This window comes from Methanothermobacter tenebrarum, from assembly GCF_023167465.1.
GTDB classification, from domain to species: domain Archaea; phylum Methanobacteriota; class Methanobacteria; order Methanobacteriales; family DSM-23052; genus Methanothermobacter_A; species Methanothermobacter_A tenebrarum.
On sequence record NZ_AP025698.1, the window covers coordinates 865764 to 890230 of the forward strand.

A 24467-nucleotide genomic window follows, 5' to 3' on the forward strand; every position below is an offset into this window, starting at 1 on the left:
ATATCATCTTTTGAGGACTCCTATGATTGGGAATTTCTCCAGGAGTTCTATACCATGTGGTGCTTTTCTTATTTCATCTGACAAATCCCTACCAGCCCTGTGGGTCACCTGGTGTTCACCATCCTTCCAGAGGAAACTCCCAGACACATCATAGACTTTACCATTACATCCAACATATGCTGGGGCACCATCTTTACCATTGAACTTTTTAAGATCTTCCAATGTGAATTCCATCAAATAGACCCCAAAACTAAAGAATGGCTATTCTAAGAATTTTCTCACAAAGGGTGATGTTTCGCCCTTGCGCATGAAATGTCCAGATGGTCCTTCACCAAGGAATTCTGAAAACCATGCTTCATGTTGTATCTCCTCATGTAAAATCGAAAGTGAAAGATCATAGGTTCTATGATCCTTGCCAGCTGTTATGTTACAGATGTGCGTGTATTGGCGCACAGCACACCTTTCCGCCTCTACAAGGACTTTTAGTATCTCCATCGCATCATTGGTCTTTTTGGGCAAATATGCTGGTGGACAACCTGAAATGTCATGAAAGTCCTTCATATTCTGGGGTAATTCCCCTCCAAGCTCGTATATCCTTGGCACAAGCGCCTCGAAATGATTCCTGTCCTCTATCCTAGCAGCTTCCGCTATCTCTTTTATACCCTCACCTTCAAGGCCTATGAGGTTCGCCCTGAGTATTGTATAATAATAGAATGTTGTAAGTTCCGCCGCGGCATTTTTAACCAAAAGTTCTACGAGTTCATCAACATTTATACCAGATTTTTCAACCATTTCACGTGTTACCTTAACCATTATCTACACCACTTATTATCTTGTCGATGATCACTAATAAAACCTCTGTAAATAGATACCCCCCCTCTCCTATGCTCACAATCCAATATCATATGAAACCTAATAGTGGAACCTATTAGTGCAATGTCCACATTACATTCACTATTACATTCTGGAATTAAAAGTTTCTATAACCCGCGAATATCATCACACAGCAGACAATGGAAACACCAAAAAAACTTAATCTCGAAGACCATGAATACTGTTGCGGCACCAAGGACCCTCATAATGTGGAAAAATAGTCCCCCCAAAAACACATTCATATACGTAAATGTGCCCATATTAACCTCACAGCGTAGACCTTCTAAACTGACTAAAAAAAAAACTACTGATAAATTTTATCACAATGGATAAAATATTCAAGTTAATAAAAGCTGGGGGTATATCATGAAACAGTTCATTATAACACCTAGTGCCGGGAAACGGCTCATTGCTCGTGGCATGCTCAAACATCCTACTATAAAAAGAATATTAAATAATGGCATTCTTGTGATAATCGCCGGTACAACCAATGGCTACATAGCAGAGGAAATACTCCAATCCCTCGGAGAAGACTTTAAAAATGAGGGGTTTTTCCGTGGCATAATCGTCCCACCCTCTAAACGTGAGAGAATCCAAAGGTTGCGTGAGAATTTCCCCGGAGACATTATCATAAGGGATGGTAACTGGGAGCCTGGCAAAACCATATTTGATGTTTTAGACGATCTTGGGAGAGGGGATGTAATCCTTAAAGGTGCTAACGCCCTCAACTTCGAAAGTAGAAAAGCAGCTATCTATATAGGACACCCAAAGGGTGGTACTATAGTCGCAGCCCTCCAAGCCGTGGTAGGGCGTCGCGCCAAACTCATAATACCAGTAGGCCTTGAAAAAAGGATCCCAGGGGACCTTGATAGGATCGCGGCCAAACTCAACTCATCAAAGACCAGGGGAGCCCGCATGCTACCCGTGGTCGGTGAGATCTTCACTGAGATAGAAGCCATAAAACTTCTCAGCGGAGCCACCGCAGAACTGATCGGGGCCGGTGGAGTATCAGGCGCTGAAGGCAGCATACATTTACTCATAAGCGGCTCAGAAAAAGAAATACAAAAAGCAGAAGAAGTAATAGGTTCAATATCCACAGAACCACCCTATATGATATAATCTCTCCGGGAATGCTCAACTAAAGTCCAAGATTCACATGCCATAAAAATAAGAGAATCTTCCCATGAGCTTATATAGAAGAGGAGACAGAACATCAAAGTAATAGTTTAGAGTGGATGAAATTGAAGGTCTTAATCGTTTATGGGACAAGGTATGGTACGGCGGCTGAAATTGCAGAAGAAATCGGCAAAACCATAAAAAACAGGGGGATCCAAGTAGAGGTCATGGATGCCAAAAAGGCAATCAAGGATAAGGATTTGTCACCATTTGACATGATCATAGTGGGAAGCGGGATCAAAATGGGTAAATGGACCAAAGAAGCACTCAAGTTCCTAGAGATAAACAGAAAGACGCTTCCAACCAAAAAAGTGGCCCTCTTCGTCACTTGTGGTGATGCAAATTTTGAAGAAACAAAGAAGAGAGCATGGAAAAATTATCTCAAAAAGGTGGCGGAAGAAAAACTCGAAAAAGAGCCAGTTAGTATGGGCCTTTTCGGCAGCGTATATGACCCTAATGCCAAGCACGGCCTAGTCTATAAATTAGCCATGCTATTTTATAAATCACAACTCGATAAAATGGGGATAGATACAAGTGAAAGAGTTGATTTCAGAGACTGGGATGAGATAAGAGAATGGGCAAATAGATTAGCCGATAAGCTAGTTTAAGTTTTGAGTTTTTTTGTGGGAATGCCATTGCCCCTTGCAATAACCAAAATTTATCCTCCTACTTCTTCTGGGTCCCATAATATTAGGTAATTTGAAGGTGGGAAGATCATACCACAATTATTTCCAAAAAAAAGAATAGGATTTATGTAAATTATCGAGCATCTGATCCAAGACTCCTAAATTCCAAAAAAAAGAGAGATTAATTATGTTAGAGGAAATAAGAGTAGAATAACCTAGGCAATTTCTTGTAAAATACCCGGGAGTTTGAGAAAAAAACTATGGAATAAAGGATGAGCTCATATAAAGAGAAGCAATCAGAGGAAGGTGAAGGATGGTTTGAAAAAGCAAAAAGGAGGCCAAATGGACAAAAAGGTTTAGCCAAGAAGGGAATCTACCATATATCCCGCTTCCTAGCCCAACAAGTAGGATAAAAAGCATTAAAAGCGTTCTTATACGCCCAGGGCGGGGAGATGGTGGTCAACCATCCCATGAAAAGATTTTGCAATCTAGCGTCAGAATCTTACCATGAATTCTCAGATAAAGTTAAAAAATAGGCCATATTAGACGGTCAACATATACCTGCAGGATATCCTAGCAGGCTACTTGATAGCATCCCAGGAGGTATACAAGGACTACCATGGAAGAAACCGCGAACCTGGCCGAATAATCGTCGAAATCGTCAAAAATGAAACTTTGAATTTCCCTGGTCATATCCTTTCTTTGTATTCCAATTCCTTGAATGTTATGATTATCTTAACTTCATCTTCGCTCGTCTTTTCTCGGAGTGTAGCATTAAGTTGGTGCGTTAATGCTTTTACAAGGAAAGAATCCATCCCCCTAGCTACTTTTATACTTGGTCTCTTGTCGGATATAATAAGCTGATGACCTTCTTCTGTTTCTTTGGTTTTTATTTTTATTTCTCCCCCACTTGTGTGTGTAAGTAGATCGCTGAGTAGTTCATTTATGAGGAGGGCGAGTGGCATGCTGGTTTCCATGTTGAATTTAGCCCTGCAATCTATGCCGAATTTTATATTTTGGACCCCGAATTGGCCTTTGAGGTTGTCTACAAGCCTTTTTATGTATTTACCCATATCTATTCTGGCGTATGTACCGGTTTCATAGAGGGCTTCATGTACTATTGCCATTGTCATTATACGATTTTGAATGTCAAAGAAGGCTTTCCTCGTATTTTTATCAGCTTCCTGGGCTTGCAAGTTTATTAAACTTATTATAAGTTGTAGTGTGTTTTTCACACGATGATGTAATTCCCTCAAAAGCGCATCCCTTTCTCTGATATTTTCCATTAGTTGTTTTTGTACCCTTATGAGGTCTGTGACTTCTGTCAGGGATAATATAGCCCCAGCGAATTCATTCTCGTGGTAGCGTGGGATGATCCACCCAGTGAAGTGCCTATTATCTGTTGTGAGGGTTTTGATGGGGACTGGCCTTTTCTCTTTTTTGAGCTTCACCCAGTAGTCTCGGATTTCAAGGCTTATCTCCTTTATTTTCTTGTTTTCGTATATTATCTCCCCCTTCTTGTCCAGGACCGCGATAGCATCCTCTATATTCTCTATAACCCCTTGAAGAAATGCCATGCATCCACAGCCCTTTTATGGGATTTTTCCCTCTCCCGGTCTGTGATGTTAAGATTATGAACCATTACAGTTATTATCAAAATTGAGATAGCAACTGCAACAGCAAGGAGAAGCACATCCGCTGAATATGGGAAATATCCTCTTAACGATAATATGATAGGTCCTGTGACGAGGAGCGCCATTACAAGCAGGGGTAATAATTTCCTTGCTATATAACCTCCAGCATATTTTGAATGGAGGGGCGCTACAATACCTTCACTTGGATAGAGTGATAAGAGGCTCATAGCAGCCATAACATGTAACAGACCATACAATAAGGGTATTCGCAGACTCGGATGGGGTAATAAACCTGTTAAATGAGAAACCAAAACACTATAACCCATTATCCCCACCATGTACCCAAATATTTGCCCCAACCCATACACCTTAAAATAAAAAAATGAAAAAATGAGAAAGTATGTTAAAAAGAAGGTTTTTGAAAGCATAGACGGATCCGTGAAAGCTTCGAAGAGAAAATAGGCCAAACTGAATATTATAGGGATTCTCTGGCCTAAATATAGGGAAATTATGGAAAATCCGAGGACAAGAAAGCCTATAGTAACTATTTCTCCACCATGCAAAATGTACCTGAAAAGGGAAAGTAAAATTATAATCAATGCAAAGAAGATTGAAAGGCACCTTGCAAAGACTATAGAAGAATCCCATTCCACCATTCCCATATCACCCTTCATATTATAGGATGTTACCCCATAAAAAAGTTTTTTTCCTGCTAAGACTATGCCCTTTCCTTGGAAGTGTAGGTTCACAAAAAAACTTTAAAAGTGAAAATAATCACATAAATCTTTTTTTTTATGTGACACAAGAAACTAGATATGGTGATGGTAATGAAGGGTCTTTTGCCATTGATTTTATTAGGCGGATTAATGATGCTAGTTGTGGGAGCGCTCTATTATCAGCCAGTAACGGCCCAAGCATCACCATCAGCCACACAACCCTTACAAGCAGAGGTTGAGCCTACCGTTGCAATCGCAGCTACATGGGCCGGTGGAGGAAACAATAGTACGATAGACTTGGGTAGTTTACCAGCAGATAACATGGAAAGATCATGGCCTGGAGGATCCAGTGGCGAGGAAGTGCATACTTACTCCAACGTATACATAGATTTATATGTAAGAGCTTCAGGCGACTTACAAAATGGTTCAAATAGCATACCATTAGATAACCTCAAATATGCGGATTACGATGCTAGTGTCAGTAAAACTGCTTTTGACACGGTATACGCTCTTGTAAAGAAGGATTGGGGTATACCATCACAGTCAGGGAGTCTCACAGTCCCTGTTGACCTTTATTTGACTGTCCCATTTGCAACACTACCGGGCCTCTATACGACCACGATATATCATGCGGCTGTCCAGGCAAACGCAACAGCACCTACAACACCATAAAGTTTAAATAAATTTCTTTTTTATTTTTTTATGGGGTGGATTGGAATGAGGAGAGGGTTAATCATATTGATTATTTTATTATTTTTGATGTCTTTGGTTTCTAGTGTGAATCTTGTGGTCTCTCCCACACGTTTCGAGATAAAGAATACTACACATTTCCAAGGGAAAGTTACAGTAGGAAATTTTGGCAATGAAACGATAAATGTAGAAGTCGATAAAAAGAGGATTTTAAAGGATAGATTGCATCTTCTACTTGTTGATGGTGGCGCGGCTGATTGGATAAAGGTAAAGGAGGCTAAGTTCACTTTAAATCCTGGAGAGCGTAAAGATGTTCATTTTGAGGTGGTAGTACCATCAAATTATAATTATAGGGATGCTGTTGGGGCGTTAGTGGTGAGAGCAACGCCAAAGGCAACCCCAAGGGCTGCTGGTGGGACCCAAGTTGTACTCAAACAAGGAACAGAGATCATAGTACCTGTTGTTATAGGATTGCCTGGGCCTATCAGAGAATCTCTCAAGTTAGAGAATTTCAAGGCCCCATTCATCATTATAAGCCCCTTATCCGGGGAATTTAAATACACTCTTCATAATGTTGGTAATTGTTACCAGAATTTCACAGGGGTAATAACATTAAAGGGCTGGTTCACCACCACCAGAATCAACTCCACAGGCGGCGTATACCCGGGAGATAAGTATACTGATGTTATCGCATGGAAACCGGGCCCATGGGACGTGGGATTGTACAGTGCAAATGTGAATATAGAATATGGGAAATACGGTCCGCATGAGCCTTTAAAGGCTACCAGCCAGGTCATAGTTATACCAGGATGGCTCCTAATATTAATAATCATCATATTGGTCAGCAGATTACTCAAAGGGAAGAAGATGCCCATTAAAATCAAAATAGAAAAGGAATAGTGGGGGTTTCACATTTTAGTTGATTGTAATGGAGCATTAGTAACATTCTGATACCTTCCTCCCATTCAAACTTGTCACTGTAGAATAACACCCAGATGTATACGTTGGTATAAATATCATCCAAATGGATCAAGGCTCTTAAACATTCCATTAGATGTCCACCCTATAGAAAGTATCTTTATCCAGCACGGTGAACTAAAAAAGGAGAATTATAAGCTTATAAAACTGTAAACTTTCTATACTAAAAAACGTGAGAGTATTCCACTTGGCCAATGGGATGATTTTTTCCTACACTCCTGTAACCCTCCCTTTTTTCGGTGGTGGAAATTTAAGCATAAACATTATGGTGAGAGTCTCAATAGACTGAATAGTCGTGGAGAGCTCCCTAAGGTCGTCAATTTATGATAACACGATAAAATTAGCTGGTATGATTCTAAAAAACTGACAAGCCCAATAATCACCAATCAAGGAGAGGCGCTTGGCATTATTGGAGTATGTCCATTTGGACGCAATAAAGCTCTTCCTCCACCCTTCTCTTTTTTGTCCTTTTCTTGGAAGACTTTTTTATTTTGATTGGTTTTACTTCAGGGAGACTACCATCTAATGGTATGAACTTCACAACTTCTACTATCTCCCTTTTTCTCTTTTCTCTAGGCAAACAAACCACCTACACTACCTATTTAGTCCCCCCATCAATATACATGTTATTATTTATGGGGCTTCCAGCTACAAGTAAATATTACCAAAATTATAAGAAAGTCGTTGTGAAGTCACAAGCAAACAGAGGGGCGAAGACAACTTATCTTCTAATTATGGGTGAATACTATGGAGTTTATAGCTCATAGGGGAGCATCCTACTTCGAACCCGAGAACACTTTAAAGGCTGTTAAAAGAGCCTTGGAAATGGGTGCTGATAGGGTTGAAGTGGATGTTCGCCTAAGCAAAGACAAAGAACTCGTTGTAATACATGATCCAACCGTGGACAGAACAACAGACGGCACAGGCCAAGTAGAGGATATGACATTACAAGAGCTTAAAAAGTTAAATGCCGGGAAGGGAGAAAGGATACCAACACTCCAAGAGATCATAGAGGCCATCAAGGATGCTAAACTCGTCATAGAAATGAAAATCCCCGGCATCGAAAAGAAAGTCCTGGAGACGATCCATGAAAACAGGCTAGAAAATGTAATGATAACATCATTTTATCATGGAAGCCTCCGGAAAGTCAAAATGTTAGATGATAACATAAGAACTGGGGTTATATTCTCATGCCAACCCCTAAAACCTGAAAGACTAGCACTGGATGCCAGCGCAGATGCAATATTCCCAAAACACAAATTCGTAGACCAGAACATGATAAAAAGAGTCCACAAGCATGACATACTTGTATACCCATGGACAATAGACAAACCAAAAACAGCGAAAAAACTAATAAGACTAGGAGTAGATGGTATCGTGACAAACAAACTCCTAGGAGCCCGAAAAGCCCATCTATTATAAGCCTCCTATAAATTTGATAAAACGAATGACACCATAAATCCTAAAACTGTTATAAGCCCTGCAAGGTCATGAGTTTCCGAAAAAGCTTCTGGTATCATTGTATCAACAACCATGGCTAAGATCGCGCCGGCTGCAAAGGCCATGCTAGTTGCAATAACCCCCCGGGGAAGATTATTGAAGAGAGTGTACCCTGCAAATGATGCTATAGCCGTGCAGAATGCCACTGAAATCCACAATCCAAAGATTGAAACAGCCCTCCAACCTGCCTTTTTCATGCCAACAGAACTGGAAAGCCCCTCAGGTACATTAGACAAGAAGATGGCTATCAAAGTTGCCATGCTCACAACTCCGCCTTCTATCATAGTAAGGCCTAACGCAACAGATTCTGGTATACCATCTATGATAGAACCTACTGCGATGGCCAGACCATCACATTCTAGCATGTGCTTGCCAGAACGCTTACGATGTTTACCTCCTTTACGCGCCAGATAAACATTCACTCCTGTAAAGATTACGGCTCCGATTATAAAACCTATGGTAACATGTGGAAAGCCTCCGAGATTGTAGGCTTCATCCACGAGTTCGAAGGCTATAGCTGATATGAGCACACCGGCGCCAAATGCCATGATAGAAGCGATAAGACGCCCGGGCATCCTAAGATAGTATCCGCAGAGAGCGCCGATCAAGAGTGCTGAACCAGTGACAAATCCCCACAATCCCGCTAACAACCACAACATAATACTCCCCCTCCTAAACTTATAAAAGGTGTGACCTGATAATCAAATTAGGGGGGAATTTTGAGGGTATTATCTGTGGCGTGTTTATATTTTGATTTCGAGTCCTATGGGGCAGTGGTCTGAGCCCATGACATCCGATAGTATCCAAGATTTCCTAACATTGCCTAAGAATTCTCTGTTCACGAAGAAGTAATCCAATCTCCATCCCACATTCCTTTCACGCGCCCTCGTCCTGTAACTCCACCAAGTGTATTGTCCAGGTTCCTTGTTAAAAACTCTGAACGTGTCAACATACCCGTTTTCGATGAAAGTGTCGATCCAAGCCCTTTCAACTGGTAGGAACCCTGAGACATTACTGTTCTCCCTCGGCCTTGCAAGGTCTATCTCCTTGTGGGCGGTGTTAAAATCTCCACAGACTATTATGTTATGTCCAAGGCCTCTTTCATGGTTCACGTCTTCTAAGAACGCATCATAGAAGTCTAGTTTATATTTGAGTCTTTCCTCTGACATTTTACCATTAGGGAAATAAATATTGTAGAGTAGGAAATCCTCAAAGTCTGCTATTTGGATTCTCCCTTCAATGTCGAATTTTTTTATCCCGAAACCTTCCCTCAAACCCTTTGGTTTGATCTTGGTGTATAGGGCGACTCCACTGTAACCTTTTCTCTGGGCTGGTGTGAAGAACACCCTGTAACCTTCAACATGCCTCAATTTTCCTGGAAGTTGCCTACGATCTGCTTTTATCTCCTGAAGACATAATATGTCCGGTTTTTCATCTAGGAACCAGTCAAGGAAACCCTTACGGTATACCGCCCTCAGACCATTAACATTCCACGAGACTATCCTGATAATAGACATGGCCACCACACACCACTACTAAGTTATAATCTTCTTGAATAAAAAAATAGCACACAATTAGAAGATGCTGCAAACCCCCCTTAGCATTTTTCCATTGGAAAAACATTATCAAGGACTTGAAAGTTCTTCTGAAAAAAAATGAGAATGCGCACGCCCCTAGGATTTGAAAAAGATTATCCCCTGGTGATCATAAGAACTCTCCCTCGAAGGGGATTACTATATAAGATTGAACATGACTTATATTTTGTATGATGAGACATTCATTAAGGACTGGGTTTAGTTTTGGCTTGACCTCTGCAGTAATCACAACCCTTGGTTTGATGGTTGGCTTGAATTCCGGGACGCATTCAAGGTTTGTGGTTATAGGGGGTATATTAACGATAGCAGTTGCTGACGCTCTCTCGGATGCGCTTGGTATTCATGTTTCCGAGGAGGCAGAGGATAGACACACTACAAGGGAGATATGGGAGTCGACAATCGCCACTTTCATGTCCAAGTTTATTTTCGCGTTAACCTTTATCATCCCACTTTTATTCTTTACATTGCCAACCGCTATTTTAGTGAATATTATCTGGGGTTTGCTATTGTTAGGGATTTTTAGTTTTCAGATCGCCAAGGAGCAGAGAAGAAACCCTTGGAAGATAATAGCAGAACATGTGATTATAGCCCTGGCAGTTGTAATTATAGCACATTATGTGGGTGTTTGGATCGAAAAAACATTCTGTTAAAAACCCGTTGGCATGTTCAAGGATCCTAGAACCTACTATTACTGTTAAAGTTCAAAAGAGTTCAAACCCAAGTCTATCCAAAAAACTTTTACTTACATGGGGCATGAAAGGTTAAAAATACTGTACAGAAAAGAAGATCTCAAAACAAAGGACAGATCATAAAACTTTTGAAAAATGACCATCCATTCAAGGCCACCACCAAAAAAAAGACCCCATTTTCTGTCAATTACTCTACATTTTAATATCCCCATTCCGGCTTCATTGACGAAAAGAAGGCCCTTAGGAATTAATGAAATCTTCTCTCAGGAAAATTTAACCTTATCGGCGGATAAGCCCCCCAGAGGGGATGAAAACCGAAAAAAACTTAAATATCTTCAGATTAAAATATCCTTTTAAGATCCCCCCAGGATTCAAAAACTCAGACTCTAGAAATTAGCCCCCCTTAATGAGAATCATAGGATGGCAAAAGAGCATTGAACCAGCCAAATAAGACCAAAGAATATGAAACGCCTAAACACTAACCCCCCACACTATACATGATAGTTCAACTTGAGAAAATCGTTAATTAGAACGATAATCCACCCCAAGTCCATTATAGGAGGCCCCCCATAGAATGTTAAATGTAACATTCCCTGAATATTTAAAGGCCATTATATTCCCACGTATTTACAAGCAAGAGTTTTTTCCAAGCTAAAAAAGTTTTCAAGAATTGGCTAGAGGCCATGTTATTCAGATCCGGTATACTAAATGAGTTCGTGGGAAACCTTAAAAGTGGGGAAAAGGTAGAAATAAAGGATCGCTGGGATTATTACCGTATCTTATATGCCCATCTATTAGATGATGTGAAGATATGGGGTGGGTTGATAAAATTCAAATTCAAAGGCGCTGATCTCAGATTTTATTCAAGCACTGATAAGAGGGGTCTATTAGATGCTCTCAAGGTATTAAGTGAAACCTTTGGCATGGAAACATACAAGGAATTAAATGTTAAAGGGAAAATCATACTCGATATAGGCTCATATATCGGAGATTCACCAATCTATTTTATTTTGAAGGGGGCGAGGCAAGTATACGCCCTCGAACCATATCCCAGCTCCTATATCCTACTCTTGAAAAATATCAAGGTTAATGGTTTGGATGAGAAGATAATAGCATTTAATGAAGGTCTCAGTGAAAAACTAGGGAAGATAAAAATAGAAGAAGATTATAGGGCCTTGGCCACTTCACGATTAAAAGACTTCCACAAGGGAAAAACCGTGAAATTAACAAACCTAACAAAGATAGTGGAAAAATTCAATCTAAAAGGTGCCTCTTTGAAAATGGACTGTGAAGGTTGCGAATACAATATACTTGAAACACCAGAAAATATCCTAGGAACGTTCCAAGAGATAATAATAGAATACCACTATGGTTATACGAACCTCAAAGAAAAACTGGAAAAGGCTGGTTTCCGGGTCAAAAACACGAAACCAACCCTCTACAAGATGGGAGCTCGCAAACTCCTAATGGGCTATTTACATGCAAAGGATATAAAAAGATGATGCTTTTCCCCATTCTTAGAACACTTAACCCAAGACATTCTCCCCAAAGAGGGATGCGCATTCAAATTCAAGAAAACACAAACAAGATCCAAAGGAAATGCATAGGGCTTCTAACAATCACAATCTACAGAATAGTCCACCATTAAACTTGAAAAAAAGATAATGGCCATAACACCCAGTGACGATACAACAGACCAAGTAGAAACAGAAAAACCCTCAACATAAATGCTAGGAGGTTCATGCACATGACACTCTGCTGGAGGCAACAAGCTAGAAGAATGACAAAAAAAAGCTTTATAAAAAAACATGGAACAGGCACTATATTTCAAGTTCAGACCCTTATCAAAACCCCTATCTGTCCCATCAACAAGCCTATACCCTACTATTCTTATATCCATTGATACATTGGTCCCCCAGCTTGGGAAATTCTGTCCTGGAAGGTGGCACCCCCCCAAAATAGATTTGAGGGGAAACTCAGAATACTATAGTCACAAGGTGACCTTGCAATTTTCTTATCCTGTTTTAGCATTGACTATTGCCATCAAAATAATTCCGAGTCCAACCCCAATAATCGCACCTATATCCGGCCTATTAAAGGCTAAACCAATGCCAATACATATTAGTAAGCAACCTACAAAAACTAAACCTCCAGGTTTTTTATCCATACACACACTCTCCCTATTCTATTAAAATTTTCCCAATAGCCTAATTATGCCTACTTTGGAGGTGGTATCCTTTTTTGCGCATCATCCTCCTAGGCCCCCATATTATTATGATGATTATCACCACGATCATGTTTAGGATGATAGAGTATAAGCCGCCTAGTTTTGTGGCCATTGTTGGGAAGATGAAGTGTGAAAGGTTGCCCATTGTATGGAATAATATGACTGCTAGTATGCTTCTTCCAGTGTTATTGTATATCCATGTGATTAGTATTGATAGTAGTATTGTGCCGAGTATAAAACCCAGGATTGGCACGTTCTGGTATATTTCTTGTCCTTTCATAGAGAACAATGGGAGGTGCCATAGTCCCCATATGATCCCAAGTATTATACTGGAGATTAGGGCATTGTACCGTTTTTGTAGTCTGTCAAGGGCGTATCCTCTCCAACCGAATTCTTCAGCAACTGGCCCGCCAAGGAATAGGATGTAGAAGAATGCTGGGATTATAATCCATGGTTGATACAAAACATGGATTGAAGGTGCTGTTTCGCCGCTCAAGATGGCTAGTAGGAGTGATAATCCTATAATGGTTGGCATTAGTAAGAATATTGGTATGAGCCAGATCTTCTCGAAGCTGAAATCTATGCCCCTTTTAAATAGTCTCCCCACCCCATCTAACCCTTCATTTATGTATGTGAGGATGAAAGCGGCTATTGTCGGGCCAAATGGGGCGAGATACAATCTTATACCCCATAGAACTTCTGGTAGCCAGAGTAGCCAGGACCAAGCAAATGCTATTATAAAGAATAGGTACAAGTCCTTTTCAGATTTATTTGCAATTTTCAAAGGTGACAGTCCCCCGGTTATCTTCTAACCTCCCCAAGTTTGAAGGGAAATAGTAAATTGTGTGAAAATATACAATCCACCCATATATAAACTGGGCGATTTTAGAAGTTCCCTTTGCAAAAAGAATATAAAGGGGGAAATTCCTAAAAATAAATTTGTGGCAATTTATTTCCCAGAAAAAAGAAGATAGTGGAAATATCCCAAATGAGCGCCAGATTGGAGGAAATCTTATTGAAAACCAGCACATTAATAATAATATTAATAATAGCGGCTCTTATAGGGGTCGTAGGGGCAGTATACCTATTACAGGGTGAAGAGACCACACCTAGCATGGTGGTTAACATTACTGAGAAGAAACCTTCTAATTTAACATCCACCAGGGGAGGCGCGGAACTTGTGGCGGTACAAGAAGGTCCTAAAACCGCGCACCCAGGGACAAACGTGACAATAACCTGCAAGATAAAAAATATAGGATCAGAGGCGGCTGAGAACATCACGATAACCTCTCAGATAGTTGAAAGGCACATAGACCGGATAGGCCCCGGCGAGGAAGTGGAATTCACGGTCAAGGCTTACATTCCAACCCCCGAGGAGGTTGAAGAAGCCTTCGGCCCAAATGCAACACTATCAAACCCATTCTTCATTGGAGGATACACTGTAATATACCATGACATGAAAGGCAAGCATGAAATCAGTTCAAATCCACTCAGAATAAACCTAATCTAAACACCTTAACTCCATCGGCGGGAACCCCCCCTATGGGGGGGTGAAAGCCGAAAAACATTTATACACTTTTAAAATTGTGCTAACCTCCAGGTAGGAGGATGTGATCTCATCACCTTGTATCCTGTAAAAACTGTAGGGTGGATGGGTAAGGTTTGGGACAGTCCAGAATTCCCACCTGTTAGGGTGATGCTACAGGTCGTCTGTGAAGCAAGCCTGCAATAGCTGGTGGCAGTTCACTTAACCCATTTTTATAAGAAGGGTAAAGGCAAGGGGGAAATCGACACCTAAATAGTATCAGAAGAGTGGGATGAGACCTGGATTATCCCCGGTAATACACTCACCCCCACCAGGGGTTACTATGAAGGTGTTCTCGATTCCAACCATCCCCACACCCCTGATACCCCTTTTGGGTTCGATGGCCAATGTCATGTTCTCCTCAAGGGGCTCATTAAATTTTTCAGCAATCACTGGCACCTCATCTATGACTAGGCCTATACCATGACCCAGGAACTTAACCTGATGACCCTCAAAGCCCATGAAATTCTTTTTAAAATCTTTGTCAAGCCCCCCTATTATAGTCCTGTAGATTTCCGCAGGGCTTATACCAGGTTTTAGCATATCTGCGATCTCATCTTGGATCTCAACACATCGCCTATGGGCTTCTCTCACTTCCCTTGGGATTTGCTGGTCAAAGATGTATATCATGGTCTTATCTGTATGATAACCTTCCATGCCAAAGCCTATGTCCACGTAAACTAAGTCTCCCTTTTTTAGTTTGCGCTTGCGGCTTCCAAGTAATGGTGCTGCCGGTGACAATCCACGGTTTCCACTGGCCCCGTTAAAGTATGATGGGTAGATTGAAGTTTCACCAAATCCTATGTGTCCAAGTAGCATTTCGGTGTCGAACATTCCAAAGCGTGTGACACCATGGTATCCTTCGTCTATCATTATCTTGAAAAGTTCTGCTCCGAGTCTGGCTTCGCTCATACCCTCATATAACAATTCAGGTACGATGTCTTCGAGTATGTGTTGATGTTTTTCCCCGGATTTCCTCATTAGCCCAAGCTCGTATCTGCTCTTTATGGCTCTTACCATCCCTATAATAGGATCCGCGCTCTTGCAGTCTTTGATGGGGAAGTACTTTCTGAATCTTTCATATAATGCTAACGGTATCGATTTTGTTTCAAGGTATATTGTATCCGGGATTTTATCGAGGCTTTGGCTAGCATCACGGAAACTGTTCATGTGTCTTATGTCTTTGAAGTTGGATTCTTCTAGTGCCCGTTGGTAGCTGCGCCGCACCCAGAAGATTGGGTCGTCATCCGATGGTATGAGGAGCATGCCATCCTGCATGGTCCCGGTAAAATAATATTGGTTTATCTTGGTGAAGATTACTGCCATCTCCCATTGGGGGTCTTTCTCATCCATCCTAGCCCTGAAACGTTTCATACGATCTTCAAGTTCACTATATGGTACCCTCAAAATGTAACACCCCCCACACATAGGGGATAATAAATCTAAAATTCATTTGTAGAAAAAAAACTTTAAAATTTTATGGGGGCTGCCCCCCATAAGATACTAGGATATCTTGAAGCTTTGTATTATTTTCTGGAGTGTGGTCAGATCACTTTGTGGACTGCTGTAATATAAGTGGTATCCTGTACTTTCATCCATTTTTATATGTACTGCTGTGATAAACTGGTTCCCTTCTTTCCATTGGATGAGAGCAGCGTTTTTACCCCCCACACTTAGACTTTCGTCTTTTGACACAATCTGTGAAGCTTCAAGTGATGATTCCATTCGCTCTAACCATTCACTTGGTGATCTTACATAACCTTCACTTGTTGCTCTTAACTCTACCACCGCGAATTCCTCCGTATCATTCCCAAGGTATGTTATAACATTAGCTGATCCATACGCTAAAGTAGGAATAGAAGCCTCCAATTCACCAGCGGACAAGTTCTCCCAAGTTCCAGGGTATTGGAACGTTATACCATCCCCAGAAAATGTCTTATCAGGTGTTTCCGTGCAGCCAAATGCAAAAGCCACAAACAACACCATTATGATTGGTAAAAACCTCTTCATAAAAAACCTCCCTACAAACTATACTATTATTTTGTATCCTAATAGTATAAAAAAAGTGGGGGCCCCCACAAAGAGAACATAAAATAATCCTGGTACATACCACCTCCATGGGGGGGACTGTTTCAGATGGTAACAAACAAGAACATCTTTCCAGAGTAGTCATAATCATCCCCACACTCAATATCCGGAGGAGACGAGCCCCCCGATGGACGCAAGACCCCCCACACTGAAGTGCCCAGATCATCTCCTGAGACAGGACCTAAAGGATTCGGGGAGGTGGGAGCCCCCACACAAAAGCCAACCAATAAAAGGGTGGAAGTCCAAGTATAGTAGAACTCTTCTAAATTGTGAGCACTTTCAAGCCTCTATGATAGGGACATTTTTGCAATAATAGACGACACATTATATTTCCTCTTTTTTTGGGCGTTTCGGTGTCAGTTCTTCATCTTCTCTCCGCCAGGGGGGTGAGACTATACATAAAAAGGAGAGTATGGAGTCACCAATATTCTCAATATGCTGCACACACCCCGCTGGGATCAAAATAGCATCACCCGCCCCCACACTCTTCTTCTCATCATCAACGTGCATCATGGCACGACCCTTTATGATGTAGTAGACTTCTACAGATTTTTTTAGACGGTGTGGTAGGGAAGATTCTCCAGGTTCGAGGATGGCGTGAGCCAAGCTAAAATTCATCTTTAAACCTTCACGTTTAGGATGTAGGAGTTCACAGAGGAGCGTACCATCTAACACCCTACTATAAGAACAATCCCTTGGATTTTTAACAATCAAAAAAGAACACCTCCAATATATTATATTAGAAATGAACTTATAATATGGAGGTGGAAGCATATGGATGATAGCCTGCTTGCTTTCCATTATGCTGACCGGGCGAAGGCATTCATCCTAGAAACATTCCACTTATTCGAATACTACCAACAGTTAAACAATTGTAGAGAACTCATGCTAGAAATACTCAAAGGATGCGAAAAGGAGATAACACTCGGAAAAAACATATGCTCCAAGATAACCTGGGCAAAAGATTACTTCGAAGAGGCATCCAAACTGGCCAGGGAACTTATAAGGGACTTCAACAGGGGAGACAATGAACAAGTAAAAGAGGATCTTAGGAACATGTTAAATAAGATGACAACCTGCGCCGCCACAGCAGAAAAAAATATAAACTAAAGACCTAACAGGTCATCTAAAACTCATCAACTACCCCACCCTCCTAGTTGTGTGGGGGGTTTCCTACTCCAATAACAGAACCTGGATTAGTTGCAGTTTTGCTTCCACAAGCTCATAGCTACTCAACCCCATGAGAAAGAATCCTACTAGTGGACTTGCAATAATAGGAGCCTAACATGTCCTAAATATGGTCGAAAATATTGAAATGGGCAAAACCTGCTGGGGGAGATGATAGAAAGGAGAAGAGGAGAAATGAGGATAGGCATAGTGACAGAATACTTCCCCAAAAGTCAAAAATTAGACATCAGAGGGGGTGCTGAAGCCTGCGCATTCAACGAAGCCTGGACACTGAAAAGAAGACATAATATAACAATTTTAACATCAAGAGAAACCGGCACGCCAAGGGAATATACCATAGATGATCTCCATGTTATAGGATGCGGCCCCCCACGCCCATATGTACAGAAAGGCTCATTCTTTGAACGTTTAAAGTTCATGACAGACGCCTACCATATAGGCTCAAAACTCGACCTCGATGTTATAATAGGCTACAACTTCATAACACACCCCGTAGCATGGAAGATAGGGAGAAAAATTGGCATACCAGCGGTTGCACGCTACCACGACGTCTGGATAGGTCAATGGATAAAAAATATAGGCTGGGGTGGCATACTCGGCGAGATACTTGAAAGATACAACCTTTCAAGAAACTTTGACCAAATAATCGCAGTATCAGAATATACCAGAGAAAAACTCAAAAAATATTTCCCAGCCGAAAAAATAAGCGTAGTCCACAACATCATAGACCCTAAAGTCCCAGAACATGAAAAAAATGAAAGACCAACCATCACATGCGTTTCAAGACTCGTCAAATACAAGAGAGTAGAAGATCTCATAAAAGCCGTTAAAATCCTCATAGATGACTTTCCAGGCCTCAAGTGCAACATAGTGGGTACAGGCCCCCTTGAAGGATATCTCAAGAAACTCACAGGCGACCTAGGCCTCGATAAACATGTTAAATTTCATGGATTCATCAAGAAACATGAGGACGTGCTCAGGATGATAGCATCATCACACGTTTTTTGCCTGCCAAGTGTGGTCGAGGGCTTCGGGATCGTCATAGTAGAATCCATGAGCTGTGGAACGCCATTCGTCGCCACAAGGATACCCCCAATACTTGAGGCAAGTAAAGGTAAAGGCGGATTATTCTTTAAACCAAAAAATCATGAAGACCTTGCAGATAAGGTAAAAATGCTCCTAGAAGATAACGAACTCTATGAAAGATTAAAAGTGGAAGGCCTCAGAGAATTCAAAGAATACAGAAGCGAAAATATCGGGAAAAAATTAGAAAAGATACTAAAAAGCCTCCAAACTGGAACGTGAACCTACATTATAAAAGGTTTTCTTGTAAATAAAGGTTATTAGTAGTCCCCTTTAATTTGAAGAATATTCCAGAAGCTGGGCGGATAAAAATATTTTTGTGTCGTTGCATCCCTCAAGCCATTTTTTTATTCCATAAGAAAATCCTTGGAAGTTTATATTTTCTTACTTAGGGATCCTAGTCCTCTGGGGGGCTGTGAAGACGCGCAGTGATGATGTTATGCGAACTTTCGTCAATGGCCGGACAATGTATAGCAATTGCAGATCATGGAACTGACTATAGCATCCTTTAAAGAAGGTGGAGGATGGCATTCCCCAGAGAAGATAATCTCACTTATAAAATGGTCTCCAATAGTTGAATATTGTGATTTTTCAATATTTTTTTACAAATAAAACTTTGAAGCGTAAGTGACCGCCCTTCTTTTGTGGGGGGATTATAGCAACGTAAATAAGAACAAGTGCCCCCTCCCAAAACTGTGAAGTCGATTCTATGGAATGTAAGATTTGATGGGGGAGGTGATCTTCTTTCAGAAGGCGTCACCGCCCCCGCCCATGTCACCGCCTCCAATATCTCCAATATCTCCAGTATCTCCTACAGTCTCATCAAATTCGATTTCAGTCGCTGTGCTCATACCTGTGGCTAAAGCACTGCTCAACAGTGCATATCCCCCATAATCGTGGAATACGTACATGTCATTTTCTTCTAGTTCTTGTTGTGGTAATTGGAATTTCATGGCTTTTATAACATTATCCGCTATCCCCAGGGCTGTTGCATAGACTAGATACTTGTTCCAGATTTCAACGGACTCTGGGGGGTACTCTTTTATCAAACTGAAATCTTTAAGGTATTTTTTGAAATTTTTCCATTTTTCAATGTGTTCTCTGCCCTCGCGTGTCCAATGTCCTGGTATATCCTCTGGTAGCAATATTGCTATTATTGAAGTTATCGCTAGTAATATTGACGCGAAAAATGGTAATCTTGCAAGTGGATCCTGTATTGTTAAAAAGGCTACTATAATGGCTAATGCCACCCCTATGAAACCAAAGACTTTCATATATTTTGCACCTTTGTTTATGAATATCCTCCCTATTTTTTCTTTGTTTAAAAATTTAGTTTTGATGCTATTCTTCCACTTGTCATAGACATCTTTAAAGTATCGGGCGTGACGTTTTTTTGATAGTTTCTTTGGGATTTCATCTAATTCTATTAGGTCACCTTTTTTGAATCTTCTTAGAAACCTCATCACATACATTTCAAAGTCTTCTAGACCCTTTTCCTTGTTGATTTTTAAAAATACTCTTTTAGTTTTCCCTTTTGTCCTGGTTTCTACTTTAAGATAGTTTCTATTTATTAAATCCATTATTGTGGCTTTGAATCCATTCATGTCAGGTTCGCCCACGCCTTTAAACACCTTAGAAGTGTATATGGCGTTTACTACCGCTGGCGGGTCATCGTATGGTATCTCATGTTCATAATCTGCCCTGTAGTCTATTTTCGGTTCTCTACCATACTTTAGGTATATCAGTAAAGGAGTGAAGCTAGCTATGAGTAATAAGATCCCGGTAAGGGAATACAAAATGTTTTTGAATGCTAGTTCTTCCTGGTATTTCTCTTGTTTGCCCTCTATTATAGCTAATGCATCCTGGTTTATGATTGTCCCATTGGCTGGATTAGCCGCGAAATATTCTTTCGGTATGACCATTTCAACTTCAAAGAACTGACCAGCCGGTATGGTGTCGGCAGTGACCTCTAGTGTATTTCCTCGCCATTTAGAATCTTTCACATAATATGGTGGATTTAACCAATACTTTACTCCATCTTTTCTTGGAAGGTGTATCCTAGTGTTGACCTGGCCTATGGGGACTTTCCATCCTTCACCGATTATCTTGTAATGGAGTTCTGTTATGTCATTGTAAAATCTTAGTACGTTTATCGCATTATATTCAAAAGTAACATTCACTCTTTGATCTGTGATCGGCTTTGTTAACCTTGGATCTGAATATAAATAGACTTTGATGTTTTGGATGTTATTTTCCTTTTCCACCTCACAGGATCCTACGTATGCACCATCAGCGGATACATTCAAGTTTTGGATGGCTTGACTGCCTCGAAGTGGTATTTCACGGGTTATTCCATTCCAAGTCCCATTGAATGAGTAATGTATTGTTTCTTTAACATGTATTGTCCCATCTTCTTTTAGGAAAAGTTCTGTGTCTATTGCTTGTATGGAATAACTCCTCTCTTGTATGAATGTAAAGGCCACTATAATTGCGCATAAAGCAGCCGTTATTATTATCAGGTTCCTTATTTTCATTATATATCCCCTAAAATTTGACTTCTGGCACTTCTCGGGTACTTTCTTCTACTTGGAAGAATTCAGCCTCCTTAAAATTAAAAATAGAAGCGATTAAATTGCTTGGGATCATCTGACATTTATTATTGTACATTAGTACCGTATCATTATAGAATTGGCGTGAATAGGCTATCTTATCCTCTAGTCCTTCTAGTTGTCCTTGTAATTCCAGGAAGTTTTCATTGGCCTTAAGATCAGGATAATCCTCTGCGACAGCGAACAAACTCTTCAAGGCACTGGTCAACATGTTATCGGCCTTTTCAACCTCCCTAACACTCTCAGCATCCATCAGAGCACTCCTAACCTTGGTAACATTTTCTAGTACACTTTTTTCATGCTTTGCATAACCTTTAACAGCCTCCACAAGATTGGGTACTAAATCCGCTCTCCGTTTAAGCTGGACATCTATCTGCGACCAAGCATTTTCAACCCTATTTCTAAACTGCACAAGGCTATTATATAAATATACAAAGTACACTAACAACAAAAATATAATAAGAACAATTATCATTGCAAATAACATTCCAAAGCCCATCTAATTTCCCCCCCAAAAATATAATATACTCTTTGAAAGCACCTATAAAAATATAACGGTAAGATAAAGGACACACTTTATGGCCCTTGTTAACAAAAAATTTTGCCAAAAGCGCATCTTCTAAAGTACACATAATCTCCAACGATAACATATGATTGAAAAACCATCCAATCCCTTGCATCCTAGAGAACTCTGAGGGAAAGGGCACCATAAGCCCCAGAAAAGGTGAACTACCCCTCCTTGATGGGAGGTGCTTCCTGTTTCAATGATGAGACTTGCCCAGCTACCACGGCAGGGGATGCTGAGTAGGGAGTTTCTCGTGGGCTTGGGGGCTGTCCCAGCCCCGAGTCGAGTATCCTATTAGCAGATATATAATCCCGATATGGATCTTTGTATGTTAATCCTTTGCTTGTGCCTCTTGGGTTCACCTTCAATACTCGTTTACCAGCATTTTCAGCTTTGTAAGCGAGCATGTCGGAGGAATTTTCCCCATGAGGCGTCTTGGATCTTCTTGCTAAGTCGGCGGTTCCTGACCATGTTCTTTATGTTCAGGTTTTCAACACAGATAAATATCATTTGATGTAGAATTTTGAGAGTTTGAAGGTCGTCTCTTTGATTTTTAAGTTTTTCATGGGCCCTTGCAAGTTTTATTCTTGCTTTCTCATAGTTTTTTGAACCTTTCTTTTTCCTTGAAAGATTCTTTTGCAGGATCTTTATTTTCTTAAGGGTTTTTTCATAGAGTTTTGGATTTTCTATTTGTCTTCCTTCACTATCAGTCAAGAAGTATTTTATCCCTACATCTATACCAATGATATTTCAGGAATTTCGGCGCGAAACATGCTCGAAAAACTACTGGGGACAGTTGACACTACAATGATGTTCTCAACACCTTATAGGACTACTGAAACGGGAGCATGTCTCTATAGTCTGATGTCAAATATTTATGTTGCCTTAGCTTCCTAAACAAATAAAAATAAGAGATCAGCTTTCATCCCAGCTTTCCATCAATAAGGATCAAATTTAAATATTTTCTATAACAAACCTACTTATCAGACTCACTATCCAAAAGCGTACTCTGAAAAATAGATAGGATCATATAAACCTCCCCTACCATCACCACAGACTTTAACATCCCAATTCAATTTTTTTTTGACCTGAAACGGGGGGTTACAATTTGTCTAAGAAGTATAAATTACTAAAGACTTTGACGATTAGAGAACTTAAAGAAATTTGTAGACGTTATGGTTTAAGGGGCTATTCTAAACTCAGACAAAAAGAACTAGCTCATTTTGTGGCTAAAAGTCTAGATTTATCTACAGAAGAAATAGAAAAGTTAGTTAGCAGTTTTTGGGATGATAGACTCATATCCAAGGTGAAAGATGCTGAAGACTACTTTTTAATGGACAATGTTGAAATAGAATATTTTGATGAAGATTTTATAAAAGCTCAACTTGGAAGGCACGAAGTTAAAATCATCAATCTTGGAAAAAAAGATTTTAGGTACTATTGTGACTGCGATGATTATAAATACCAGGTCAAAAGGGGGAAATATCCATTTTGTAAACACTATTCTGCAGTAATCGCTAAATTAATATATGAAGGTAAATTAGATGTTAAAAAGACACAACCTAATTTCATTTCCGGTAAAGTCTTAGATTCCTTGGAGGAGATAGTTGAAAATAGAAGAAGAGAAGATGGTATAATAATGCCACTGGGCAGAGATATTGAAAACAGCCTAAAAAATATTAAAAAAGATTTAGTCGAAATTTCTAAACAAAACGAGGAACTTGCCAGAAAAAAATATCATGAGCCCCCAGAAAAGGTCTTTGAATATTTGGTTGACCAAGCATTCCAGCTCCTAGAATATGAAACCATAACACAAAGGAGAGAGCAAGGATGGGACCTCCTAGTTATCGGCACCTACGCCCCAAAACCCTACATTGCAGTAGTGGAATGTAAAACAGCTAAATCAGGAATATACGACCATCTACTTCATAACCCCAATTATTTGATTCGCTTGAAAAATTATTGCATAGAGATGTGCAAAGAAAAACTAATAGGCGGATTCAAAGATTATGTAAAGTATATGGTGATCGTAGCACCTGATTTCCCCGAGGAAATAGTTAAATTCCAGTCCCAGTTTAAACAAATGACAGGAGGCATCGAACTTTCATTTTTACCCGCCCCAACATTACTTTACATGGTGGAAAAATATCGGGAAAATCCAATATTAACCCATTATATATCAGAATCCATCTTTAAACGTGGCGGGATAATTAAAAATGATGACGTTGACAAACTATTCTCAAAATCAGAGGAACACATACAAAGTATAATCGAAGATGTGAGAGACTCCCTAAGATACCATATGAATGAAGTGTGCCAACGCCACACAGACGCTTGTTATATCAAAATAGATGATACATTCCTAAAAAGGATCATAGACAAAATAATATCCACTCTAGACCCCTATCTACTCAAACAGGGAAAAGACGGGGTCACAGGCATGAAAACTATCAACATAAAACACGATTACTACAAATTATGGGAAAAAGTTTTAAATGCAGTAATCGAAGACTTTACAGAGAGGCTCAAAGAACAATCAACACTCCAAATCAAAAAATCAGACCTAAAAGAAAACATAATCAAACAACTAGGAATCTAAAACTTTATAGGGAAACTTATCTTCCCACCCATATAGAATTAAAATT

Annotated in this window: 29 protein-coding genes; 13 read left to right on the forward strand and 16 right to left on the reverse strand. The window is 40.2% G+C overall.

The window, feature by feature from the left end:
- Positions 1–3 precede the first annotated feature (3 nt).
- The gene (locus tag MTTB_RS04805; protein ID WP_248563904.1) at positions 4–234 is read right to left on the reverse strand and encodes a cytochrome b5 domain-containing protein; all 231 of its coding nucleotides are present in this window, start codon (positions 232–234) and stop codon (positions 4–6) included.
- A gap of 27 nt (positions 235–261) precedes the next feature.
- Positions 262–813: a DNA protection during starvation protein gene (dps, locus tag MTTB_RS04810; protein ID WP_248563905.1), complete on the reverse strand. Its 552-nt coding sequence runs from the start codon at positions 811–813 to the stop codon at positions 262–264.
- A gap of 426 nt (positions 814–1239) precedes the next feature.
- On the opposite strand from dps, the gene MTTB_RS04815 reads away from it, so the two are divergent.
- From MTTB_RS04815 to MTTB_RS04825, 3 genes are all read left to right on the forward strand, one after another.
- Positions 1240–1992 carry a hypothetical protein gene (locus MTTB_RS04815; protein ID WP_248563906.1) on the forward strand — a complete coding sequence of 251 codons (753 nt, stop codon included), beginning with the start codon at positions 1240–1242 and terminating at the stop codon, positions 1990–1992.
- 122 nt (positions 1993–2114) lie between these two features.
- Complete coding sequence (locus tag MTTB_RS04820) at positions 2115–2657, forward strand: flavodoxin domain-containing protein (RefSeq protein ID WP_248563907.1); 543 nt, start codon at positions 2115–2117, stop codon at positions 2655–2657.
- Positions 2658–2947: 290 nt separating this feature from the next.
- Complete coding sequence (locus MTTB_RS04825; RefSeq protein WP_248563908.1) at positions 2948–3088, forward strand: hypothetical protein; 141 nt, start codon at positions 2948–2950, stop codon at positions 3086–3088.
- A gap of 276 nt (positions 3089–3364) precedes the next feature.
- On the opposite strand, the gene MTTB_RS04830 is transcribed toward MTTB_RS04825, so the two are convergent.
- Positions 3365–4252, reverse strand: a complete 888-nt coding sequence (locus MTTB_RS04830) for a sensor histidine kinase (RefSeq protein WP_248563909.1) — start codon at positions 4250–4252, stop codon at positions 3365–3367.
- Positions 4228–4635 (reverse strand): hypothetical protein, encoded by a 408-nt coding sequence (locus MTTB_RS04835; protein ID WP_248563910.1) that lies wholly within the window; start codon positions 4633–4635, stop codon positions 4228–4230. Before MTTB_RS04835 ends, MTTB_RS04830 begins: the two co-directional genes overlap by 25 nt.
- 184 nt (positions 4636–4819) lie before the next feature.
- Here MTTB_RS04835 and MTTB_RS04840 point away from each other — a divergent pair, with 184 nt between their 5' ends.
- The 3 genes from MTTB_RS04840 (at position 4820) to MTTB_RS04850 (ending at position 6615) form a co-directional block, all read left to right on the forward strand.
- A complete protein-coding gene (locus tag MTTB_RS04840) occupies positions 4820–4990 on the forward strand; it encodes a hypothetical protein (RefSeq protein WP_248563911.1) in 171 nt (56 codons plus the stop codon).
- A 146-nt stretch (positions 4991–5136) separates the two neighbouring features.
- Positions 5137–5697, forward strand: coding sequence for a hypothetical protein (locus MTTB_RS04845; protein WP_248563912.1), 561 nt, complete (start codon positions 5137–5139; stop codon positions 5695–5697).
- Between the two features lie 105 nt (positions 5698–5802).
- Positions 5803–6615, forward strand: coding sequence for a hypothetical protein (locus MTTB_RS04850; RefSeq protein ID WP_248563913.1), 813 nt, complete (start codon positions 5803–5805; stop codon positions 6613–6615).
- Positions 6616–7099: 484 nt separating this feature from the next.
- Here MTTB_RS04850 and MTTB_RS04855 read toward each other — a convergent pair whose 3' ends face one another.
- Positions 7100–7273: a hypothetical protein gene (locus MTTB_RS04855; RefSeq protein WP_248563914.1), complete on the reverse strand. Its 174-nt coding sequence runs from the start codon at positions 7271–7273 to the stop codon at positions 7100–7102.
- A gap of 167 nt (positions 7274–7440) precedes the next feature.
- Here MTTB_RS04855 and MTTB_RS04860 point away from each other — a divergent pair, with 167 nt between their 5' ends.
- Positions 7441–8115, forward strand: a complete 675-nt coding sequence (locus tag MTTB_RS04860; protein ID WP_248563915.1) for a glycerophosphodiester phosphodiesterase — start codon at positions 7441–7443, stop codon at positions 8113–8115.
- Between the two features lie 5 nt (positions 8116–8120).
- Here MTTB_RS04860 and MTTB_RS04865 read toward each other — a convergent pair whose 3' ends face one another.
- The gene (locus MTTB_RS04865) at positions 8121–8852 is read right to left on the reverse strand and encodes a ZIP family metal transporter (RefSeq protein WP_248563916.1); all 732 of its coding nucleotides are present in this window, start codon (positions 8850–8852) and stop codon (positions 8121–8123) included.
- Positions 8853–8936: 84 nt separating this feature from the next.
- Entirely contained in the window at positions 8937–9710 is a 774-nt protein-coding gene (gene xth / locus MTTB_RS04870) for an exodeoxyribonuclease III (protein ID WP_248563917.1), read from the reverse strand.
- Between the two features lie 287 nt (positions 9711–9997).
- Here xth and MTTB_RS04875 point away from each other — a divergent pair, with 287 nt between their 5' ends.
- A complete protein-coding gene (locus MTTB_RS04875; protein WP_248563918.1) occupies positions 9998–10438 on the forward strand; it encodes a VIT1/CCC1 transporter family protein in 441 nt (146 codons plus the stop codon).
- Between the two features lie 722 nt (positions 10439–11160).
- Positions 11161–11979 (forward strand): FkbM family methyltransferase, encoded by an 819-nt coding sequence (locus MTTB_RS04880; RefSeq protein ID WP_248563919.1) that lies wholly within the window; start codon positions 11161–11163, stop codon positions 11977–11979.
- A gap of 512 nt (positions 11980–12491) precedes the next feature.
- On the opposite strand, the gene MTTB_RS04885 is transcribed toward MTTB_RS04880, so the two are convergent.
- The gene (locus tag MTTB_RS04885) at positions 12492–12644 is read right to left on the reverse strand and encodes a hypothetical protein (protein ID WP_248563920.1); all 153 of its coding nucleotides are present in this window, start codon (positions 12642–12644) and stop codon (positions 12492–12494) included.
- A 40-nt stretch (positions 12645–12684) separates the two neighbouring features.
- Positions 12685–13488, reverse strand: coding sequence for a type II CAAX endopeptidase family protein (locus tag MTTB_RS04890; RefSeq protein WP_248563921.1), 804 nt, complete (start codon positions 13486–13488; stop codon positions 12685–12687).
- 204 nt (positions 13489–13692) lie between these two features.
- On the opposite strand from MTTB_RS04890, the gene MTTB_RS04895 reads away from it, so the two are divergent.
- Positions 13693–14214 carry a CARDB domain-containing protein gene (locus tag MTTB_RS04895; protein ID WP_248563922.1) on the forward strand — a complete coding sequence of 174 codons (522 nt, stop codon included), beginning with the start codon at positions 13693–13695 and terminating at the stop codon, positions 14212–14214.
- Between the two features lie 294 nt (positions 14215–14508).
- Here the strand turns inward: MTTB_RS04895 and MTTB_RS04900 are convergent, their stop codons facing one another.
- From MTTB_RS04900 to MTTB_RS04910, 3 genes are all read right to left on the reverse strand, one after another.
- The gene (locus MTTB_RS04900) at positions 14509–15696 is read right to left on the reverse strand and encodes a M24 family metallopeptidase (RefSeq protein ID WP_248563923.1); all 1188 of its coding nucleotides are present in this window, start codon (positions 15694–15696) and stop codon (positions 14509–14511) included.
- A gap of 96 nt (positions 15697–15792) precedes the next feature.
- Positions 15793–16299, reverse strand: coding sequence for a hypothetical protein (locus MTTB_RS04905; protein WP_248563924.1), 507 nt, complete (start codon positions 16297–16299; stop codon positions 15793–15795).
- A 402-nt stretch (positions 16300–16701) separates the two neighbouring features.
- Positions 16702–17091 (reverse strand): cupin domain-containing protein, encoded by a 390-nt coding sequence (locus MTTB_RS04910; protein WP_248563925.1) that lies wholly within the window; start codon positions 17089–17091, stop codon positions 16702–16704.
- A 60-nt stretch (positions 17092–17151) separates the two neighbouring features.
- On the opposite strand from MTTB_RS04910, the gene MTTB_RS04915 reads away from it, so the two are divergent.
- Together MTTB_RS04915 and MTTB_RS04920 are read left to right on the forward strand one after the other, a co-directional pair.
- Positions 17152–17487 (forward strand): hypothetical protein, encoded by a 336-nt coding sequence (locus tag MTTB_RS04915; RefSeq protein WP_248563926.1) that lies wholly within the window; start codon positions 17152–17154, stop codon positions 17485–17487.
- A gap of 228 nt (positions 17488–17715) precedes the next feature.
- Positions 17716–18870 (forward strand): glycosyltransferase family 4 protein, encoded by a 1155-nt coding sequence (locus MTTB_RS04920; protein ID WP_248563927.1) that lies wholly within the window; start codon positions 17716–17718, stop codon positions 18868–18870.
- A 524-nt stretch (positions 18871–19394) separates the two neighbouring features.
- Here the strand turns inward: MTTB_RS04920 and MTTB_RS04925 are convergent.
- The 4 genes from MTTB_RS04925 to MTTB_RS04940 all read right to left on the reverse strand — a co-directional run bounded on the left by MTTB_RS04925 (position 19395) and on the right by MTTB_RS04940 (position 22536).
- Positions 19395–21182, reverse strand: coding sequence for a DUF2207 domain-containing protein (locus MTTB_RS04925; RefSeq protein WP_248563928.1), 1788 nt, complete (start codon positions 21180–21182; stop codon positions 19395–19397).
- Positions 21183–21192: 10 nt separating this feature from the next.
- The gene (locus tag MTTB_RS04930) at positions 21193–21732 is read right to left on the reverse strand and encodes a LemA family protein (RefSeq protein ID WP_428343357.1); all 540 of its coding nucleotides are present in this window, start codon (positions 21730–21732) and stop codon (positions 21193–21195) included.
- A 254-nt stretch (positions 21733–21986) separates the two neighbouring features.
- A complete protein-coding gene (locus MTTB_RS04935; protein WP_248563930.1) occupies positions 21987–22229 on the reverse strand; it encodes a transposase in 243 nt (80 codons plus the stop codon).
- Positions 22210–22536, reverse strand: coding sequence for an RNA-guided endonuclease InsQ/TnpB family protein (locus MTTB_RS04940; protein WP_248563931.1), 327 nt, complete (start codon positions 22534–22536; stop codon positions 22210–22212). The genes MTTB_RS04935 and MTTB_RS04940 overlap by 20 nt, the downstream gene beginning before the upstream one ends.
- Before the next feature lie 394 nt (positions 22537–22930).
- On the opposite strand from MTTB_RS04940, the gene MTTB_RS04945 reads away from it, so the two are divergent.
- Positions 22931–24421, forward strand: coding sequence for a Rho termination factor N-terminal domain-containing protein (locus MTTB_RS04945; protein WP_248563932.1), 1491 nt, complete (start codon positions 22931–22933; stop codon positions 24419–24421).
- The last annotated feature ends 46 nt before the right edge of the window (positions 24422–24467 follow it).

What these genes read in the sequence shown, in the direction of transcription:
- MTTB_RS04815 (WP_248563906.1), top strand. Translation starts at nt 1,240, where the DNA reads ATGAAACAGTTCATTATAACACCTAGTGCCGGGAAACGGCTCATTGCT.
- MTTB_RS04905 (WP_248563924.1), bottom strand. Translation starts at nt 16,299, where the DNA reads ATGAAGAGGTTTTTACCAATCATAATGGTGTTGTTTGTGGCTTTTGCA.
- MTTB_RS04895 (WP_248563922.1), top strand. Translation starts at nt 13,693, where the DNA reads ATGAGCGCCAGATTGGAGGAAATCTTATTGAAAACCAGCACATTAATA.
- MTTB_RS04845 (WP_248563912.1), top strand. Translation starts at nt 5,137, where the DNA reads ATGAAGGGTCTTTTGCCATTGATTTTATTAGGCGGATTAATGATGCTA.
- MTTB_RS04860 (WP_248563915.1), top strand. Translation starts at nt 7,441, where the DNA reads ATGGAGTTTATAGCTCATAGGGGAGCATCCTACTTCGAACCCGAGAAC.
- MTTB_RS04840 (WP_248563911.1), top strand. Translation starts at nt 4,820, where the DNA reads ATGGAAAATCCGAGGACAAGAAAGCCTATAGTAACTATTTCTCCACCA.
- dps (WP_248563905.1), bottom strand. Translation starts at nt 813, where the DNA reads ATGGTTAAGGTAACACGTGAAATGGTTGAAAAATCTGGTATAAATGTT.
- MTTB_RS04835 (WP_248563910.1), bottom strand. Translation starts at nt 4,635, where the DNA reads ATGGGTTATAGTGTTTTGGTTTCTCATTTAACAGGTTTATTACCCCAT.
- MTTB_RS04885 (WP_248563920.1), bottom strand. Translation starts at nt 12,644, where the DNA reads ATGGATAAAAAACCTGGAGGTTTAGTTTTTGTAGGTTGCTTACTAATA.
- MTTB_RS04920 (WP_248563927.1), top strand. Translation starts at nt 17,716, where the DNA reads ATGATAGAAAGGAGAAGAGGAGAAATGAGGATAGGCATAGTGACAGAA.
- xth (WP_248563917.1), bottom strand. Translation starts at nt 9,710, where the DNA reads ATGTCTATTATCAGGATAGTCTCGTGGAATGTTAATGGTCTGAGGGCG.
- MTTB_RS04830 (WP_248563909.1), bottom strand. Translation starts at nt 4,252, where the DNA reads ATGGCATTTCTTCAAGGGGTTATAGAGAATATAGAGGATGCTATCGCG.
- MTTB_RS04925 (WP_248563928.1), bottom strand. Translation starts at nt 21,182, where the DNA reads ATGAAAATAAGGAACCTGATAATAATAACGGCTGCTTTATGCGCAATT.
- MTTB_RS04805 (WP_248563904.1), bottom strand. Translation starts at nt 234, where the DNA reads ATGGAATTCACATTGGAAGATCTTAAAAAGTTCAATGGTAAAGATGGT.
- MTTB_RS04930 (WP_428343357.1), bottom strand. Translation starts at nt 21,732, where the DNA reads ATGATAATTGTTCTTATTATATTTTTGTTGTTAGTGTACTTTGTATAT.
- MTTB_RS04880 (WP_248563919.1), top strand. Translation starts at nt 11,161, where the DNA reads ATGTTATTCAGATCCGGTATACTAAATGAGTTCGTGGGAAACCTTAAA.
- MTTB_RS04915 (WP_248563926.1), top strand. Translation starts at nt 17,152, where the DNA reads ATGGATGATAGCCTGCTTGCTTTCCATTATGCTGACCGGGCGAAGGCA.
- MTTB_RS04865 (WP_248563916.1), bottom strand. Translation starts at nt 8,852, where the DNA reads ATGTTGTGGTTGTTAGCGGGATTGTGGGGATTTGTCACTGGTTCAGCA.
- MTTB_RS04825 (WP_248563908.1), top strand. Translation starts at nt 2,948, where the DNA reads ATGAGCTCATATAAAGAGAAGCAATCAGAGGAAGGTGAAGGATGGTTT.
- MTTB_RS04935 (WP_248563930.1), bottom strand. Translation starts at nt 22,229, where the DNA reads ATGCTCGCTTACAAAGCTGAAAATGCTGGTAAACGAGTATTGAAGGTG.